The sequence below is a fragment of the Pedobacter nanyangensis genome (assembly GCF_003313505.1).
In the GTDB taxonomy this organism is placed as follows: domain Bacteria; phylum Bacteroidota; class Bacteroidia; order Sphingobacteriales; family Sphingobacteriaceae; genus Pedobacter; species Pedobacter nanyangensis.
Window position 1 is genome coordinate 1 of the sequence record NZ_QMHO01000015.1, and the last position, 17,308, is coordinate 17,308.

Genomic DNA, 17,308 nt, shown 5'->3' on the forward strand with positions numbered 1-17,308 from the left:
TCCCGTTTCGTTTGGGAATGCAAAGGTAGGAAACTTTTTCTTCTGTGCAAACTTTTTTTTATTTTTTTTCAGACTTCTTAAAAGACTTCGAAACGTTTGCAGACTTTGTTTCCCTTATTTCAAAAATCAACCTCTCTTTTCTTTCTTTCCTTTGTTCGTTACCTCCGTAGCGGAGTGCAAAGGTAGGAAATACTTCTGCATCCACAATACAAAAACTAACTTTTCTTGCATAAAAACACACAAAGCACTGTAAAACAACCAGAAAAAAAAGTGTTCTATTTAAAATAGCGTTTAAAACCCTTAAGAATGGTATTTATATTGCCGCTTTTACATTAGTTTATTTATCCAATTTAAGCTAAAAACAGGGAATGAACGGAAAGCTCGTTGGCACGTATTGTTACATCATCGAGGCGGGTGGTTATCTTATTATTTGGAAAATTCCTGATAGCCGTGCGTATATCAGTATATAAATAAGGAGCTTGAAACCAAGTTAAAACTACCTAGGCTTTAAATAGTTTCTTATATAACTGATTGGCTAGGCCACTAAAGGGCGCCTTGTTTTTTTGCTCTTGATGTACCTGAAGCAATGATTTTTGTCTGATTTCTGCGATCAATTGCGAAAAATATACTTTTGGCGATAGAAAATCGTCATAAACTTGCCTACATTTTAGTTGTAGCTTTTGTGTTAGGTCTTGTTTATGTATTTGCAAGGTACGTTGCAAACATGTTTCCTCATCATCTTCAAAAACGAGGATTTCATTCCAAGCAATTTTATCCGAAAAAGGCAATAGCATATTGGTGTTTACCAGCACGGGTATCCTCCCACAGGAAAGTACTTGGTAAAATCGCATCGAAAAATTACCTGCCCCCCTATTAGATAATGTAAATTGGGTATGCTCTATATTATCAAAAAACTCGTTGATCAAAGATTGATCGTGTGGCTTGCCTCCCCAAAACTTTTCTCTCACTAAAAAATCACTGGTAATTTGTTTGTTTTTTAGGAATACGTTGACCAGTTTCTTTCTGTGTTTAGAAAGCAATCCACAAAAGCCAACAACAGGCAATTGACTTTTTGGAGACAAGGGATAGGGTTCCTCCTTCCCTTCCCATAGATAAGGCAGCATAATTTCATGACTTCTCAATTTGCTTGCTCTTGCGCTTACCCGTAGTAAAATCAAATTATCGAAATGTCCGTAATCGTTTTCATCATCGAGCATGATAAAGATGAGCACTCTTTTCCCTGAGGGCTTGTATTTTTCGGAAATCTGCCTAAGAAATTTCCCAACTTGTCTGGCATCTTTATAGAGATCATGATATAGGACCAATTCACAGTCTTCTAAGGATGCGGGCTGGTAGGTACTGCTTTGAGCAATAAAAAAGAGTGTACCGTGTAATGGTTCGGCATGATATATTTTAATAGGTGTGATGGTTTCCATTTATGTTAGTATTGTCCTGTGCTTAATAGTACCAAGGTGCAAGCTTCTGTATATTTAATTTGATGCTGTTCTAGCAATTCTTCCAGGGCCTCATTTTCAGTTCCTGGATTAAAAATCACTCTTTTTGGCTTTGTGGCAACAATATAATCAAAATATTGTGGTTGGGTTGCCGGTCCTATATATAATGTAATGGTATCTATATCATGATAGATGGCACCTGGTTTTTCTATTTCCGCTCCAGCCACTGCCCCATTTTTTATTCCAATATTAACAATTTGATGGCCTTTACTGGTTAACATGTGAGCCGCTTTATAAGCATATCTGTTTGGATCTGGACTTGCTCCTATAATTAATGTCTTTTTCATTCTTTTCATTGTACAGCAGGTTTTAGAACTGCATTGATAACGACTTTGCCCGGGTTAATGTTTATCTTGATTTAAAATGGCATTAGCACAGTTGACGCCATCTATAGCTGCTGAAACAATTCCCCCGGCATATCCTGCGCCTTCGGCACAAGGATAAAGTCCTTTTATTTGCGGGTGCTGAAATGTCTCTTTATCTCGTGGTATGCGAACTGGAGAGGAGGTTCTGCTTTCGACACCCACCAAAATGGCTTCATTGGTGTAATAACCTTTCATCTTCCTGCCAAACAATGGCAGTGCAGAACGTAAGCTTTTGGAAACAAATTCTGGCAGGACATTGTCGAGCATTACGCTTTTTGTTCCTGGCAGGTACGAGTTTTTTGGCAAGTCAATAGATAATCTATTTTCTACGAAATCGATCATCCGCTGTGCGGGTGCCACCAAATTTCCTCCCCCAGCTTCAAATGCCAGTTGTTCAATCTCGGACTGAAAGTTGAGCATCCTTAAAGGATCATAGCCTTGAACATCTTCTAAGGTAACCTGAACCACAGTCCCTGAATTGGCATAGGGGTTATTTCGTTTTGAGGGCGACCAACCATTGACCACGATTTCATCCAATCCAGTTGCACAGGGGGCAATAATCCCGCCTGGACACATACAAAATGAAAAGACTCCCCGGTTTTTAACCTGCTCTACCAGGCTATAATAAGCTGGCGGCAAGTACTCGCTTCTCACGTCGCAGTGATATTGCGCTTGATCTATCACATTTTGTGGATGCTCTATCCTAACTCCCAAAGCGAAGGGCTTGGCTTCAATTAGGATATTCTTGCTATTTAACAACTCATAAATATCTCTTGCCGAGTGCCCAGTGGCCAAGATAACCGAGTTGGCAACTATTTCTTGTTCGTGGTTGACGATGATTCCCCGGACTGCACCATCTCTAATGACCAAGTCAGTGAGTTTTGAGTCGAAAAGCACTTCTCCTCCTGCTTCCAAAATGGTTTCCCTAATGGCTGTAATAATATGTGGCAATTTATTGGTGCCAATATGCGGGCGGGCATCAATCATGATGTCTTCATCGGCACCGTGTTGCACAAAAATTTGCAATACTTTATTAATATCGCCGCGTTTGTTAGATCTGGTATACAATTTACCATCTGAGTAGGTTCCCGCTCCACCTTCACCGTAACAATAATTAGACTCGGTATTTACCAGGCCCTGCTTATTGATGGCGGCCAAATCTCTACGCCGTTGCTTTACATCTTTTCCTCTTTCTACCACAATTGGCTTCAAGCCATTCTCGATACACTGCAAAGCTGCGAACAAGCCCGCTGGCCCCGCCCCAACAATGATGACCTTTCTATCATCGCCTATTTTGGGATATTTAAAAGAAATTTCTTCTGGAATGTAATTTTCATTGATGAAAACTCTCACCTGCATGCGGTAAACCACTTTTCGGGAGCGGGCATCAATGGATCTTTTAAGGACTTTAAAGTCTTTAATTTGATCGCGACTTATTTTCAGGCTTTTTGAAAGCGTTTCGAAAATTGCTTTTTCATTGGCAACCTCATGGGGAGGAAGGGTTATTTCAATATCTTTTTGCATAAGGGTGAGTCGAGTTTTTATCCCGAACACTGCAAAATTAGCAAATTAGCTTGATGGTAAGATTGTTTTTATGCTTATCTTGTTGTAAAATATGGCAAGTTGTCAGTTTTTTGTTTGTTTTGGTAACAAGGAACGAAGATTGATATCTAAGCATAAATAGAAAACCTAAAAAAGAAATAACATGAAAAAAGTTATCATTGGAATTGTTGCGATTGTGCTTTTGCTGGCTTTGTTTAGCGGCTGTGGCTACAACAGTTTGGTAAAACTTGATGAAACCGTAAAAACAAGCTGGAGCAATGTTGAAACACAATATCAACGCAGGGCTGATTTAATTCCCAATTTGGTAAATACGGTTAAAGGTGCTGCTAAATTTGAAGAATCAACCTTAACTGCGGTAATTGAAGCACGCAGCAAAGCGAGTCAGATTACTATAGATCCCGATAAGCTGAATGAAGACAATATCCAAAAATACCAAGCTGCACAAGGACAAATCACACAAGCTTTGGGCCGCTTAATGGTACTTACTGAAAATTATCCTCAATTAAAAGCTACTGATCAATTCAGAGACTTATCCGCACAGCTGGAAGGCACTGAAAACAGAATTACCGTTGCCCGTAAAGATTATAACGATGCCGTACAGGTTTACAATACCAAAGTTAGGTCGTTCCCTAATAACCTTACAGCTGGATTGTTCGGCTTTTCGCAAAAGGCACCTTTCAAAGCTGATGCTGGTGCTCAAAATGCTCCAAAAGTAGAATTTTAGTTATAAAGCAACCATTTTATAGGGTAATGTATATCTTACATTGTTTAAGCATACATTACCCTTAATTTTTATTTAATCCGATGTCTATTTTCACTACCAAAGAACAGGAACTAATTGCTAACGCTATTACAGAAGCAGAAAAAGCTACTTCTGGCGAGATAAGAATTGCCGTGGAGAAACATTGCAAAGGCGATGCTTATGAAAGGGCTACGGTTTATTTCCACGAATTGGGGATGGACCAAACTTCGCAGCATAACGGTGTGCTGATTTATCTCGCAACCGAAGATCATAAATTTGCCATTATTGGCGATAGTGGAATCAACAACCTGGTTCCTTCCGATTTTTGGGAAACTACCAAAACAGCGATGAAAGCTCATTTTATGTCGGGCAATCTTTGTGATGGCATTATTGCAGGAATTGCACTGGCTGGCGAAAAACTATCTACATTTTTCCCTCATAAAAATGATGATGTAAACGAATTGCCTAATGAAATTGTCTTTATAGACCAACAGCCTTAGGGCGTTTTGAACTTATCCATCATCACCTACTTACAATAAGTATGAAAAGAATATTTCTTTTAATAACCTTGCTTTTATCGGCTGCATTTGGTTTTTCCCAGGAGTTTCCTCAAAAACCGGGCACATTGGTTAACGATTATACCAACACCTTATCTGCTGGCGAAATTGCCAACTTGGAAAGAAAGTTGGTGGCGTTTGACGATTCGACCTCGAACCAAATTGCCGTAGTTATCCTTAAATCCGTTGGAGATTACGATATTAACGAATATGCTTACCAACTTGGCCGAAAATGGGGTGTGGGTGGAAAACAAAAAAACAACGGTGTTGTATTGTTGATTGCTCTTGGCGACCGTAAAATGTCCATCCAAACAGGTTATGGACTAGAGGGCGCACTACCCGACATCTATACCAAAAGGATCATAGAGAACGATATCAAGCCCTTTTTTAAAGAAGGCAACTATTATCAAGGTATTGAAGCTGGCACAAATTCAATCATTTCACTGATTAAAGGTGAGTACAAAAACGACAGGCCCAAAAGCAAAAAAGGTGTTGGCGGTGCGGGATCGGGCATCATTGTATTAATTATCATCGTAGTGGTTATCCTACTTCTTAAACGAGGGGGCGGCGGCGGCGGTGGTCAAGTGATTGGTGGCCGTGGTGTTTCTGAAGCACTTTTCTGGGGCTTATTGTTTGGCAGTGGCCGTGGTAATTCTGGCGGGGGCTTTGGCGGTGGTTTCGGTGGCGGAAGCGGAGGTGGCGGCTTTGGTGGGTTTGGAGGCGGAAGCTTTGGCGGTGGCGGAAGTAGCGGGAGCTGGTAAAACTGAATTACGATTTTAGTTTTTACGATTTAACACTGCCCCTAATATGACAACCTTCAAACATTTTAAACTAGGAAATGTACAGAAAAGATTTAATTACTGCTGAGATAGAAAAGCTTGCCCAAGTTTTAGCCAAGATTATGGGACTGAAACTTGAAGGAGATTTAGCAAAGGCTAATGAGCTTTTTAACGAAACGATGGAACATTCATTTAAACTATCGCCCGCTATTTTAGAAGACAGTAACCTTGCGGTGTTTGAAAATTGGCTGAACGATGCGGACCTTCCTGCCGAAAAACTGGATTCTCTTAGTGAGTTCCTTTATTATGACCTTGGCATTAGCCCTGAACGAAATGCCATGATTGCTCCGCGATTGAATCTCATCTATAAAGTTTTGGCCGAAAAACATAAGATTGTGCATTTGGTTAATTTTCACAGGCAGGAAATTATCCGACGATACCTCTAAAAAGGCAAAATTCAAAAGTAAAAATTCAAGACGCCAAAGTTAATGCTGGTTCTGATGCTTTTAGAACCAACCCAAGTTTTTTAATTTTTACCTTTAACTTTTGAATTATACAACATGGAAATACAAAAATGGCAAAAGCTTGCCTCAAAATATTTAGTGCAGGAAAAATGGGCTACCCTTAGGGTGGATACCTGTAAACTTCAAAACGGAACGATTAAAGATGATTACTACGTATTGGAGTATCCTAATTGGGTAAATGCCGTGGCACTTACCAAAGATAATCAGATGATCTTCGTTCGCCAATATCGCTTTGCGGCAGATATTATTTCCTTAGAAATACCTGGAGGTGTAATTGATGATGGCGAGGCACCAGAAGTAGCTATCAAAAGGGAGTTGTTAGAGGAAACTGGTTATAGTTTTGAAACTTGCGAATTGATTGCAACCTTATACCCCAATCCAGCAACATCAACCAATAAAACCTTTACATATTTGTTAAAAGGTGGTGTAAAAACCCACGAACAGCATTTAGATGAACATGAAATTTTAAATGTTGAGCTTTATAGCATTGATGAAGTAAAGCAATTACTAAAAGACAACAAAATTGATCAATCTTTACATACTGCCGCTTTATTTTACGGATTGGCAGCTTTACAAGAGCAATATGCCTAACCATTAAGCACTCCTTATCCCGCTAAGGAGCGCTTCGTTTTTTATTAACGACTTCAATGGCCTTTTTAAAATAGGCGTCTTCTTTGCTTTCTGAAAGATGGCTTTTATCAATTGATAACGACCAAGCATTAAATAAAAAAGTCCCGAACGTTCGGGACTTTTTCAGGGATATCTTAAGGCTTAGCTCATTTTCAGTTTTTTCTGAATATCGTTCACGTAAGCTTTAAATTTCTTGTCTGTTTCAATCAAATCTTCAACGGTTTGGCAAGCGTAAATTACAGTAGAGTGGTCTCTACCGCCAAAGAAAGCGCCAATGGTTTTTAGAGAGGATTTAGTATGGCTTTTAGACAGGTACATCGATATTTGGCGAGCCTGCACGATTTCGCGTTTACGTGTTTGCGATTTCACCATTTCTACAGGTACTTCAAAATACTCGCAAACCAATTTCTGTATGTATTCCATCGAAATTTCTTTTGAGGTATTTTTAATAAAGTTCTTCAGCATCTGTTTAGCTAACGCTAAATCAATGTCTTTCTTATTCAAGGTAGATTGTGCCAACAATGAAACCATTGCTCCTTCTAGCTCACGTACGTTATTGTCGATATTGTGCGCTACGTATTCAATTACCTCTCCTGGAAGTTCGATACCATCGGCATACATTTTCTTTTTAAGGATGGCCACACGGGTTTCCAAATCTGGCACTTGCAAATCTGCTGATAGCCCCCACTTAAAACGGCTCAACAATCTTTCCTCTAAACCGGCCAAATCTTTAGGCGCTTTATCAGAAGTTAAAATGATCTGTTTTCCTGACTGATGTAAGTGGTTGAAGATATGAAAGAAAATATCCTGCGTTTTTTCCTTACCTGCAAAGTTGTGCACATCGTCCATGATAATTACATCCATGGCCTGGTAAAAGTTCACAAAGTCGTTGATGGTATTATTTTTTAGGGAGTCAACAAATTGCTGGCAGAATTTTTCACAAGAAACATAAATCACCAGTTTATCGGGTACGCTACGTTTAATTTCGTTACCAATAGCTTGGGCCAAGTGCGTTTTGCCTAAACCCACACCGCCATAAATCATTAAAGGATTAAAGGAGGTGCCCCCTGGTTTTGCGGCTACCGCATAACCTGCCGAGCGGGCAAGACGGTTGCAATCTCCTTCGATGTAATTATCAAAAGTATAATTAGGATTTAGCTGAGGGTCTACGTTCAGCTTTTTTAATCCAGGGATAATGAACGGATTTTTAATGTCCTTATTGATAGATACTGGGATTGGCATCGACTGTGTTTTTGCCTCTGCACCATTCCCGTTTGACGGCATATTCGTAGTATATGGGGAACCTGTGTTCGACGATTTATCAACCACGATGTTATACTCCAACCTACCCTCATCTCCCAACTGCTTCTTTACCGTTTTTCTGAGCAAACCAACATAATGTTCCTCAAGCCATTCGTAGAAAAATAAACTAGGTACTTGTATGGTCAAAACCTTGCCTTCTAACTTAAGGGCTGATATCGGTTCGAACCAAGTTTTGAAACTTTGATTCGGGATATTATCCTTAATAATTTGGAGACAGCTATTCCACACTTCTGTACAAGTTTTTTCCATATCGTTTCTATAATTTATTGGTTTTCAGTCCTAATAGGTGCGTTTTGAATGCGCACTTTCGAGACTTCGAATATTGAAAAAATTATCAACATTCCGAATATTTTTTTGAATTATTTTGTAACTACTTCAACTGCAACAGCATATACGAGCCCACCTCAATCATTAATGTTAATAACTATTTTTCCACACCCTTTTTAGTACTCTCCGAACACTTCTCTGAGGCAATTAGCTATTTCTCCTAAGGTAGCATATTCTTCGACAGCAAGCAAGATAAAAGGCATCAAATTTTCATTTCCAGCCGCAGCATTTTTCAAATCCAAAAGCGCCTTGGCTACGGCTTCATTATTTCGTTCGGCTTTTAGCTTTTTCAGCTTCTCTATCTGTATCGTCCTGATGGATTCGTCGATATTAAACACCTCGTCAAAACGCTCTTCCTTTTGAGTGAATTTATTTACCCCAACAATAATGCGCTCGCCATTCTCCACCTCTTTTTGATACTCATAGGAAGCATTGGCAATTTCCTGTTGGATATAACCATTTTCGATGGCATTTACCGAGCCGCCCATCACATCTATCTTATCAATATAGGTCTTGGCGGCCGCTTCGATCTCGTCAGTTAAGGTTTCAATAAAATAGGAGCCTGCCAACGGATCTACCGTATCTGTAACGCCACTTTCAAAGGCTATAACCTGTTGAGTGCGCAAGGCGATTTTAGCAGCGGCTTCTGTTGGCAAAGACAAAGCTTCATCATAACCGTTGGTATGCAAAGATTGTGTGCCTCCTAAAACGGCCGCCAAAGCTTGATTAGAAACCCTGATGACATTATTTAAAGGCTGCTGCGCTGTAAGTGTTGATCCCCCGGTTTGCGTGTGGAAACGTAGCATCATGGCCTTTTCATCAGTAGCGCCCAGGTTTTTGGTAATATGGGCCCACATGCGCCTGGCTGCCCTAAACTTTGCAATCTCTTCGAAAAAGTTATTATGGCAATTGAAAAAGAAAGACAGGCGCTTGGCAAACACATTAATGTCCAATCCCTTTTGAAGTGCGGCATTTAAATAGGCCTTGCCGTTAGCCAAGGTAAACGCCAATTCCTGTACTGCTGTAGAACCTGCTTCGCGAATATGATATCCGGAAATGGAGATGGTATTCCACTTTGGCAGTTCTTTACTACAATATTCAAAAATATCGGTAATGATACGCATGGATGCTTTGGGCGGATAGATATAAGTGCCCCTGGCCGCATATTCCTTTAATATATCATTCTGTATTGTTCCCGATATTTGTTTCAAGTCGGCACCTTGTTTTTTTGCCAAAGCAATATACATGGCCAATAAGATAGATGCCGTGGCATTAATGGTCATGGAAGTGGTGATCTGTTGTAGCGTTATCCCATCAAACAGAATTTCAATATCCTTTAACGAATCAATGGCTACGCCAACCTTCCCTACCTCTCCCTCGGCCATGTCATCATCAGAATCGTAACCAATTTGGGTAGGCAAATCAAAAGCTACCGATAGCCCCATGGTTCCTTGCGCTAACAAATAATGGTACCGTTTATTGGATTCTTCGGCGGTAGAAAAGCCAGCATATTGGCGCATGGTCCACAACCTGCCGCGGTACATGTCTTTCTGTATACCCCTGGTGAAGGGAAACTGGCCTGGCAGCTCCTCATTTTTTGGCGCAGTAGTATACACATCCTTTATTGCTATTCCAGATGTGGTGGTATGTTTTTTGTCCATGGTTTAAATGGTATTTGGTTAGTGGTTAATTGACGGTTTGTCAAATCATCGTTGGAACGGCTTCAATTAACCAAATGCCCATTCAAACGATCGATATCCTGTTAAAACAATTGGTGTATATCTTGCTTAATTAAGCCAATAGCCAATTCGTAAGGGTTCTCTTCGATCTCGCTCATATAGTTGAGTACCTTTTTGCTCAATTCCCTGCCTGATGCTTCGGCGGGCAATTTTTTCACGGCATTGTTTATCATCGCAATCGTATCGTCTTTCAATTTACGGACGGCATCCCAGGTAGTTGCCTCTATGTAAAGCTGTTGCGTAATGTTATGTTGAAACTCGGTCTTGATTTCATTGATGGCCATTACTTGTAGTGCGCCTACCTCTATGCCTTGCTGATGCAACCTCAAGAGCAGATTAGAAGGATTGATTCGATCTACAAAAATGATCATCCGTTCATGCGCCTGTAAACGCAAATTCAATACATTACCTTTATCATCGGTTGGCACAGCTACATTCCTTCTCTGAGCCAAAAATTTCACGATGTCATTCCTCACCATGTAATAGGCCACTATTACGATAAATGTCCCACCTGCCGCTAAGCTTGCCGAGTTTAAAAGAAATTTACTTAAGTCCATTCTAAGTTTTGTTTATGCATCGTAATATTAGCCCTTACGACAGGCAAAAATGTACATAAATATTTATATTTGTCTGTCATAATTGTAAATAAGATGAGTAATACCGTTGAAACTAGCTTTGCACCTGTTACCTTTACCGAAGGAGCTGTTAAAGAACTGATAAAACTAAAAGACCAACAAGAAATTGCGGATGATTTTGGATTGAGAGTTGGCGTTGAGGGCGGCGGCTGCTCCGGCATGAACTACGTTTTAGGTTTTGACCAAAAAAAAGAAGGTGACCAAGAGTTTATCATTGAGGGCATTAAAGTGTTTATGCACAAGGCCCACCAAATGTACCTTTTGGGCATGCAAATAGACTGGCAAGATGGCTTAAATGCCAGAGGCTTTACTTTTAACAACCCTAATGCAGCTAGCACTTGTGGTTGTGGCACAAGCTTTTCTGTATAAACAAAAAATATTGTAACATTTTAAAAGGTCTCGTTGTCTTAACAGCGGGACTTTTTATTTTTACGATTAAAGATGAACGACATAAGCCCCAAGGTTGTAATATTGTAATAAGCCATTACTTATATCTGATCAAACTATCTAAATATCAAGATGAATTATAGAGAAAACGTACGACTAGCGATGCAATCCATTAAAAGTAACCGTTTGCGTACTTTTCTTACCGCACTTATCATTGCCATTGGTATCTCGGCCTTAGTGGGCATATTAACCACCATTGATGCGATAGAGAAAAAAATGACTGATGCTTTTTCTAGTATGGGCGCTAATGCATTCACCATCAGAAACCGCGGGACCAACATCCGCATTGGCGGGCCTGGGCAAAGACCCAAAAGTTACAAGCCCATCAGGTATGAAGATGCCTTAAAGTTTAAGGAGAGATTAAACGCACCGGCAAGCGTATCCATTAGCGTTTTTGCCAGTAACGGAGCTACCGTAAAATATGGGCAGGAAAAAACCAATCCTAATATCAACATCCGTGGTATTGATGAAAATGGGCTTGCTGCACAAGGTTTAGAATTGGGCCAAGGCAGAAATTTCAATAACGCCGAATCTTTAAGTGGGCCTAATATTTGTGTAATAGGCTCGGAAATTGCCAAAACTCTATTTAAGGACAGTGATCCGCTAGATAAGGTAATTAATGCCGGCAACAATCGATTAAGGGTTGTGGGCGTATTGGCTGCCAAAGGTTCCAGTATGGGCGCCAATGTAGATAGGGCAGTTTACGTACCATTATTTAAGGCCAAGGTAATTAATGCCAATGCCAACCCTTCTTATACCATTACGGTGTTGGTTCCCAACGCAGATCTGGTGGACAATGTAATTGGCGAATCTACCTCTACTTTTAGAAGTATCAGAAAAATAAAGATCGGCGAAGCCAATAATTTCGAAATTACCAAAAGCGATGCCGTTGCCCAAACTTTAATGGAAAACCTACAGGTTGTAGTTATTGGAGGTGTAGCCATTGGGGTAATTACACTACTGGGCGCCTCTATTGCACTAATGAATATCATGTTGGTATCCGTTACAGAGCGTACCCGGGAAATAGGTATCCGGAAAGCCATTGGTGCAAATCCTGCCGTAATTAGGAGACAGTTTCTTATTGAGGCTGTGGTAATTTGTTTATTAGGTGGTGTACTTGGCATATTATTGGGCATTGCCATAGGCAATATCATTTCCTTAGTAATGGGAGGTGGCTTTATTATCCCCTGGCTTTTTATAGGATTAGGCTTGGCCTTATGCGTTTTGGTGGGCGTGATTTCTGGTTATTATCCGGCACAAAAGGCCTCAAAACTTGATCCGGTAGAGGCTTTACGTTACGAGTAATCTTTTAAGATTTTCAGAGCATCTCCAGTAAAAATAATCGTTAGCGGTAAATGCTTACTTTGCGATGCTCTTATTTCCTTTGCAGCTATTTTTTTAACGCAAAGCATTAAGCTAGTGCTCCCGTCAAAATTATAACAGCAGGTTGTTCAGCTGGCCTTGTTTCAGCATCTCTTCCACTCTCGACAAACCGAGGCTTTCTTCTAACGCTTTTGCATGTCTTAAATGGTGCATATCGCTGCCCAAAAATGAAATACAGCGCTGATCAACCAAATTATCTGCTGCTTTTTTTACGTTTTTACCGTAATAACCTGTTAGCGAAATGGTGTTAAGCTGTAAAAAACAGCCACTATCTTTTATTTGCTGGTAATTTTCGATACTCCCGTGATAATAGGGATAGCGCTCAGGGTGAGCCAACACGGGATAAAAACCTGCATCTTGGATCTTAAAAAGCACCTCAATTAGATTAGGGGGCTGATTAATGTACGATAGTTCAAACAGCAGGTAATTGTTCCCGAAACCCAATACCTGTTTCTTGGCCAGCTTATTGAAAAAGGTTTCATCCAAATAGTATTCTGCTGCAGCTTCTACCTCCAAATCAATTTGGCTTTGCAACAGGCCCTCCCTTAAAATATCCAGGCCTTTAAGGATGCTATCAGGAGTGTTCCTATAAAAATCGGCCATGACGTGCGGGGTAGCGATTACTTTCCTGAAACCCATTTCCACATACTTTCTTGCCATTGCCAATGAAGCCTCCAAATTAGGTGCTCCATCATCAATTCCAGGAATAAGATGAGAATGCATGTCAGTCCCTATCGAAGAAAAATCGATTTCGGGCAATTTATTTCGCTTTTTAAACAGACCAAACACGTTGTGAAGTTAAAAGTAAAAAGTTAAAAATAAATGGTCAAAGTCATTAATAGATATTCTTGGGCAGGCCTAAATCAGCGGCCGTTTTCGAAATATAGCTTTTGTACACTTTGCCGAGCAGCGTGTTTAATTCTTCTTTCAGATCAAATTGTAAGTCTTCGTGTAGTTTTTCGAACTTACGCAGCAACATCAAAATGGCTTTTACCACATAATTTGCCAGTAATTGTTCATGATTTTTAGACAAAGCGTAAACCTTATATCTAAAAGTCATAGGAGCGAGGTTAAACATCAAAAGTTTCAATTCCAACTCCTCGAAATCGGCCTTGGTAACCTTATAAAAATGATTTATTTGCTTAGCGAGTTTGCGAAGCAGTATCAGGGTGTCCTTTGCACTGGTTTTTGGCGTAATATTTAGCTCATCCAGTACCACATTGATTTCATTTTTAATAAAAGCAACCCTATCTTTAAGGTTGCTTTCATCTTCTAACAACAAAAAATGTAAATGCTCAGTAAGCACCTTATCCTTGGCCACCAAGCGTAAAAGTAGTTTGTCTTTCTCCTTTACAGGCAAGGCCAAGATTTCTTTCTTCAGATCTTTGTGCTCGCTAAGTTTCATTTTATCTAAAACGGATTATCTCGAAGGTATTTTTCCCATTCCCAAGCAGAACGCATCATTTCGTTTAAATCTAGCTCTGTTTGCCAGCCTAAAACATTTTTAGACTTGGTAACGTCGCCATAGGTTTTTTCTACGTCGCCCTCCCTTCTGGGAGCAATTTGATAATCTAATTTCTCACCGGTAGATTGTTCAAATGCGTGGATGATTTCCAAAACCGACGAACCTTTTCCCGTTCCCAAATTGAAAACATCGTAACCATTTACTTTTCCGTCTTCTAACCTTTTCACGGCAGCTACGTGTGCTTTTGCCAAATCAACCACGTGGATATAATCACGAACGGCAGAGCCGTCTGGAGTATCGTAATCATCTCCAAAAACTTGGATTGCCCCTCTTTTTCCAATAGCAGATTGGGTAATAAAAGGGACTAAGTTTTGTGGAACACCATTTGGCAACTCGCCAATTAAAGCCGTTTTATGCGCACCTACAGGATTAAAATAACGCAGGGCGATGACATTCAGCCCAGGGGTTACTTTTGCCGTTTCCTCCAAAATTTCCTCAGCTATTTGCTTGGTGTTTCCGTACGGAGACTCTGCTTTTTTAACTGGGCTGTCCTCTGTTACCGGCAAGTGATCAGGCTGACCATAAACCGTACAGGAAGACGAAAAAACAAAATTAGTCTTTGGGTATGCAGTTAGGAGATTGATTAAGCTATAGAAGTTGTTTTTGTAGTATTTTAAAGGCTCTCGCACCGATTCGCCAACTGCCTTATATGCCGCAAAATGGATAATCCCATCAATATCGGAATGTTGCTCAGCAAAGTTGTTTACCGCAAAAGTATCCTGTAAATCCAACTCAACAAATTCATGATATTTGCCGGTAATCTTATGTAATTGATCAAGTATCTTGATGCTAGAGTTCGATAGGTTATCCACAATCAACACTTCATAGCCTGCGTTATGCAATTCTACTACTGTATGTGAACCGATGTAACCTATGCCTCCAGTAACCAATATTTTTGCCATGTGCCTATTTATTGTAAGTGGTAAAGTCTTTGTGTTCTATTTTGGCTAATGCCTCTGCCGAAAGTGATTTGAAATACTCATAGGTAATTTTCAAACCTTCTGCCCTATTGATTTTCGGCTCCCAGTTCAGCAGTTGTTTGGCCTTGGTGATATCTGGCCTGCGCTGCTTCGGATCATCCTGTGGCAAGGGTTTATAAATAATTTTTTGATCAGTTCCGGTTAATTTGATGATTTCCTCACAAAACTGTTTGATGGTAATCTCGTCGGGGTTTCCAATATTCACCGGACTGGCATAATCAGATTGCAGCAAGCGATAAATACCTTCGATCAAATCATCGACATAACAGAATGAACGTGTTTGGCTGCCATCTCCAAAAACTGTCAAATCTTCGCCCCTCAATGCCTGGCCAATAAATGCGGGCAAAACTCTTCCGTCGTTGAGGCGCATGCGAGGACCATAAGTATTGAAAATACGTACGATACGCGTTTCTACACCATGAAATGTATGATAGGCCATGGTAATAGCTTCTTGGAAACGCTTGGCCTCATCGTACACCCCTCGGGGGCCAACTGGGTTTACATTGCCCCAATACTCTTCAGGCTGAGGATTTACATTTGGATCACCGTAAACTTCAGATGTGGAGGCAATGAGCATTCTGGCTCCCTTGGCTCGGGCCAATCCCAACAAGTTATGCGTACCCAACGAGCCTACTTTTAAGGTTTGAATTGGAATTTTTAAATAGTCGATAGGGCTTGCGGGCGAGGCAAAATGCAGGATGTAATCTAGTTTTCCCGGAACATGGACAAACTTGGAAACATCGTGATGGTAGAATTCGAAATTTTCCAGCTTGAACAGGTGTTCGATATTTTGCAAGTCACCTGTGATCAGGTTATCCATCCCAATCACGTGACAACCTTCTTTGATAAATCTATCACACAAGTGCGAACCTAAAAACCCAGCGGCGCCGGTAATTAATACTCTTTTACGTTCCATTAGCTAATAATTTTGCGGCCAATACTGTTGTAATAATATCCCAGATCTATCATCTTTTGGAGGTCAAATAAATTACGTCCATCAAAAACTACTTTATTTTTTAGGGTGTCTTCCATTTTTTCGAAATCCGGATTACGGAATACCGACCACTCTGTAGCGATCAATAACGCGTCTGCCCCTTCTAAAGCTTCATATTGATCGTTTGCGTAGTTGATTTTATCACCAATCAATGCTTTAACATTCGCTATTGCTTCTGGATCAAAAGCGGTAACTTCTGCTCCTGCAGCCAACAGATCATTAATAATATACAGCGCCGGCGCTTCGCGGATATCATCCGTTTCTGGCTTAAAAGCCAAGCCCCAAAGTGCAAATTTTTTGCCTTTTACATCGCCTTTAAAATATTTCAGCACTTTTTCTGTTAAAACAGTTTTCTGCTTTTCGTTCACATCCATTACGGCTTTTAAAATCTTAAAATCGTATTGATGCTCAACAGCTGCTTTTTCTAAAGCCTGTACGTCCTTAGGGAAACAGCTACCGCCGTAGCCAATTCCAGGGAACAGAAATCTTTTGCCAATTCTATCGTCGGAACCAATCCCCTTACGCACCATGTCCACATCGGCACCTACAATTTCGCACAGGTTGGCAATTTCGTTCATGAAAGTGATTTTGGTCGCTAAAAATGAGTTGGCTGCGTATTTAGTTAGTTCCGAAGAGCGTTCGTCCATGTAATAAATTGGGTTTCCCTGGCGAACGTACGGCGCATATAATTCGCCCATTAGCTTTTTTGCCTTTTCGCTGGTAGTTCCAATCACTACACGATCTGGTTTCATAAAATCGTCTACGGCAACACCTTCTCGCAAAAACTCCGGATTGGACACTACATCAACCTCTACGTTGGTATTTGCCGCAAAAACAGCCGCTACCTTATCCGCTGTACCTACTGGCACGGTAGATTTATTCACAATGACCTTATAATCGGTAATTAACTTGGAAATATCTTTAGCGGCTCCTAAGATGTAAGAAAGGTCTGCTGCGCCATCACCTCCCGGAGGAGTAGGCAAAGCCATAAAAATAATTTGAGCGTCTTTTATCGCTTCAGCTAAATTGGTTGTAAAAGACAATCGATTTTGTGCAATATTACGATGGAAAAGTACATCTAGGCCAGGTTCGTAAATAGGTAACTGCCCTGCTTTCATCTTGTTTACTTTTTCTTCAACAATATCTACACAAATCACATTGTTACCTGTTTCGGCCAAACAAGTACCCGTTACCAAACCTACGTAACCCGTACCAATTACAGCTATCTTCATATATTTTGGAGTGTTTTTAACATTAATATCTATCTTCGACGAAGATAAT

18 protein-coding genes are annotated in these 17,308 nt (G+C 40.4%); 7 read left to right on the forward strand and 11 right to left on the reverse strand.

Features of this window, described 5'->3' with window-relative positions; genetic code table 11:
* Nucleotides 1–500 precede the first annotated feature (500 nt).
* The 3 genes from DUT71_RS17955 to DUT71_RS17965 are packed head-to-tail and all read right to left on the reverse strand — an operon-like array spanning nt 501 to nt 3,403.
* Complete coding sequence (locus DUT71_RS17955) at nt 501–1,436, reverse strand: glycosyltransferase family 47 protein (RefSeq protein WP_113663932.1); 936 nt, start codon at nt 1,434–1,436, stop codon at nt 501–503.
* Between the two features lie 5 nt (nt 1,437–1,441).
* Nucleotides 1,442–1,801, reverse strand: coding sequence for a CoA-binding protein (locus DUT71_RS17960; protein ID WP_113664004.1), 360 nt, complete (start codon nt 1,799–1,801; stop codon nt 1,442–1,444).
* Nucleotides 1,802–1,855: 54 nt separating this feature from the next.
* Nucleotides 1,856–3,403: an NAD(P)/FAD-dependent oxidoreductase gene (locus DUT71_RS17965; protein WP_113663933.1), complete on the reverse strand. Its 1,548-nt coding sequence runs from the start codon at nt 3,401–3,403 to the stop codon at nt 1,856–1,858.
* A 181-nt stretch (nt 3,404–3,584) separates the two neighbouring features.
* Between DUT71_RS17965 and DUT71_RS17970 the strand changes: the two genes are divergently transcribed.
* The 5 genes from DUT71_RS17970 to DUT71_RS17990 all read left to right on the forward strand — a co-directional run bounded on the left by DUT71_RS17970 (nt 3,585) and on the right by DUT71_RS17990 (nt 6,635).
* Complete coding sequence (locus tag DUT71_RS17970; RefSeq protein ID WP_113663934.1) at nt 3,585–4,166, forward strand: LemA family protein; 582 nt, start codon at nt 3,585–3,587, stop codon at nt 4,164–4,166.
* An 80-nt stretch (nt 4,167–4,246) separates the two neighbouring features.
* On the forward strand, nt 4,247–4,684 hold the full coding sequence (locus DUT71_RS17975) for a TPM domain-containing protein (protein ID WP_113663935.1): 438 nt from the start codon (nt 4,247–4,249) through the stop codon (nt 4,682–4,684).
* 41 nt (nt 4,685–4,725) lie between these two features.
* A complete protein-coding gene (locus tag DUT71_RS17980; protein ID WP_113663936.1) occupies nt 4,726–5,502 on the forward strand; it encodes a TPM domain-containing protein in 777 nt (258 codons plus the stop codon).
* A 77-nt stretch (nt 5,503–5,579) separates the two neighbouring features.
* Complete coding sequence (locus DUT71_RS17985) at nt 5,580–5,966, forward strand: hypothetical protein (RefSeq protein WP_113663937.1); 387 nt, start codon at nt 5,580–5,582, stop codon at nt 5,964–5,966.
* A gap of 114 nt (nt 5,967–6,080) precedes the next feature.
* A complete protein-coding gene (locus tag DUT71_RS17990; protein ID WP_205313991.1) occupies nt 6,081–6,635 on the forward strand; it encodes an NUDIX hydrolase in 555 nt (184 codons plus the stop codon).
* A 180-nt stretch (nt 6,636–6,815) separates the two neighbouring features.
* Here DUT71_RS17990 and dnaA read toward each other — a convergent pair whose 3' ends face one another.
* The 3 genes from dnaA to DUT71_RS18005 form a co-directional block, all read right to left on the reverse strand.
* Complete coding sequence (gene dnaA, locus DUT71_RS17995) at nt 6,816–8,246, reverse strand: chromosomal replication initiator protein DnaA (protein ID WP_113648507.1); 1,431 nt, start codon at nt 8,244–8,246, stop codon at nt 6,816–6,818.
* A 194-nt stretch (nt 8,247–8,440) separates the two neighbouring features.
* Complete coding sequence (locus DUT71_RS18000; RefSeq protein ID WP_113663938.1) at nt 8,441–9,985, reverse strand: acyl-CoA mutase large subunit family protein; 1,545 nt, start codon at nt 9,983–9,985, stop codon at nt 8,441–8,443.
* A gap of 101 nt (nt 9,986–10,086) precedes the next feature.
* The gene (locus DUT71_RS18005; RefSeq protein WP_113663939.1) at nt 10,087–10,620 is read right to left on the reverse strand and encodes a DUF7935 family protein; all 534 of its coding nucleotides are present in this window, start codon (nt 10,618–10,620) and stop codon (nt 10,087–10,089) included.
* A 93-nt stretch (nt 10,621–10,713) separates the two neighbouring features.
* Between DUT71_RS18005 and DUT71_RS18010 the strand changes: the two genes are divergently transcribed.
* On the forward strand, nt 10,714–11,067 hold the full coding sequence (locus DUT71_RS18010) for a HesB/IscA family protein (protein WP_113663940.1): 354 nt from the start codon (nt 10,714–10,716) through the stop codon (nt 11,065–11,067).
* Nucleotides 11,068–11,217: 150 nt separating this feature from the next.
* Nucleotides 11,218–12,450 (forward strand): ABC transporter permease, encoded by a 1,233-nt coding sequence (locus DUT71_RS18015; protein WP_113663941.1) that lies wholly within the window; start codon nt 11,218–11,220, stop codon nt 12,448–12,450.
* Between the two features lie 129 nt (nt 12,451–12,579).
* Here the strand turns inward: DUT71_RS18015 and DUT71_RS18020 are convergent, their stop codons facing one another.
* From DUT71_RS18020 to DUT71_RS18040, 5 genes are all read right to left on the reverse strand, one after another.
* Complete coding sequence (locus DUT71_RS18020; protein WP_240186981.1) at nt 12,580–13,287, reverse strand: tyrosine-protein phosphatase; 708 nt, start codon at nt 13,285–13,287, stop codon at nt 12,580–12,582.
* A gap of 76 nt (nt 13,288–13,363) precedes the next feature.
* The gene (locus DUT71_RS18025; RefSeq protein ID WP_113663943.1) at nt 13,364–13,933 is read right to left on the reverse strand and encodes a hypothetical protein; all 570 of its coding nucleotides are present in this window, start codon (nt 13,931–13,933) and stop codon (nt 13,364–13,366) included.
* Between the two features lie 5 nt (nt 13,934–13,938).
* The gene (gene galE, locus DUT71_RS18030; protein ID WP_113663944.1) at nt 13,939–14,955 is read right to left on the reverse strand and encodes a UDP-glucose 4-epimerase GalE; all 1,017 of its coding nucleotides are present in this window, start codon (nt 14,953–14,955) and stop codon (nt 13,939–13,941) included.
* 4 nt (nt 14,956–14,959) lie between these two features.
* Nucleotides 14,960–15,949, reverse strand: a complete 990-nt coding sequence (locus DUT71_RS18035; RefSeq protein WP_113663945.1) for a UDP-glucuronic acid decarboxylase family protein — start codon at nt 15,947–15,949, stop codon at nt 14,960–14,962.
* Nucleotides 15,949–17,259 carry a UDP-glucose dehydrogenase family protein gene (locus DUT71_RS18040; RefSeq protein WP_113663946.1) on the reverse strand — a complete coding sequence of 437 codons (1,311 nt, stop codon included), beginning with the start codon at nt 17,257–17,259 and terminating at the stop codon, nt 15,949–15,951. The genes DUT71_RS18035 and DUT71_RS18040 overlap by 1 nt, the downstream gene beginning before the upstream one ends.
* Between the last annotated feature and the right edge of the window lie 49 nt (nt 17,260–17,308).

Bases quoted from the DNA above. Each gene is read 5' to 3' on its own strand.
- DUT71_RS18040 (WP_113663946.1), bottom strand. From the start codon at position 17,259: ATGAAGATAGCTGTAATTGGTACGGGTTACGTAGGTTTGGTAACGGGT.
- DUT71_RS17960 (WP_113664004.1), bottom strand. From the start codon at position 1,801: ATGAAAAAGACATTAATTATAGGAGCAAGTCCAGATCCAAACAGATAT.
- dnaA (WP_113648507.1), bottom strand. From the start codon at position 8,246: ATGGAAAAAACTTGTACAGAAGTGTGGAATAGCTGTCTCCAAATTATT.
- DUT71_RS18015 (WP_113663941.1), top strand. From the start codon at position 11,218: ATGAATTATAGAGAAAACGTACGACTAGCGATGCAATCCATTAAAAGT.
- DUT71_RS18025 (WP_113663943.1), bottom strand. From the start codon at position 13,933: ATGAAACTTAGCGAGCACAAAGATCTGAAGAAAGAAATCTTGGCCTTG.
- DUT71_RS18010 (WP_113663940.1), top strand. From the start codon at position 10,714: ATGAGTAATACCGTTGAAACTAGCTTTGCACCTGTTACCTTTACCGAA.
- DUT71_RS17955 (WP_113663932.1), bottom strand. From the start codon at position 1,436: ATGGAAACCATCACACCTATTAAAATATATCATGCCGAACCATTACAC.
- DUT71_RS17985 (WP_113663937.1), top strand. From the start codon at position 5,580: ATGTACAGAAAAGATTTAATTACTGCTGAGATAGAAAAGCTTGCCCAA.
- DUT71_RS18000 (WP_113663938.1), bottom strand. From the start codon at position 9,985: ATGGACAAAAAACATACCACCACATCTGGAATAGCAATAAAGGATGTG.
- DUT71_RS17990 (WP_205313991.1), top strand. From the start codon at position 6,081: ATGGAAATACAAAAATGGCAAAAGCTTGCCTCAAAATATTTAGTGCAG.
- DUT71_RS18005 (WP_113663939.1), bottom strand. From the start codon at position 10,620: ATGGACTTAAGTAAATTTCTTTTAAACTCGGCAAGCTTAGCGGCAGGT.
- DUT71_RS17975 (WP_113663935.1), top strand. From the start codon at position 4,247: ATGTCTATTTTCACTACCAAAGAACAGGAACTAATTGCTAACGCTATT.
- DUT71_RS17970 (WP_113663934.1), top strand. From the start codon at position 3,585: ATGAAAAAAGTTATCATTGGAATTGTTGCGATTGTGCTTTTGCTGGCT.
- DUT71_RS17965 (WP_113663933.1), bottom strand. From the start codon at position 3,403: ATGCAAAAAGATATTGAAATAACCCTTCCTCCCCATGAGGTTGCCAAT.
- DUT71_RS18035 (WP_113663945.1), bottom strand. From the start codon at position 15,949: ATGGAACGTAAAAGAGTATTAATTACCGGCGCCGCTGGGTTTTTAGGT.
- DUT71_RS17980 (WP_113663936.1), top strand. From the start codon at position 4,726: ATGAAAAGAATATTTCTTTTAATAACCTTGCTTTTATCGGCTGCATTT.
- galE (WP_113663944.1), bottom strand. From the start codon at position 14,955: ATGGCAAAAATATTGGTTACTGGAGGCATAGGTTACATCGGTTCACAT.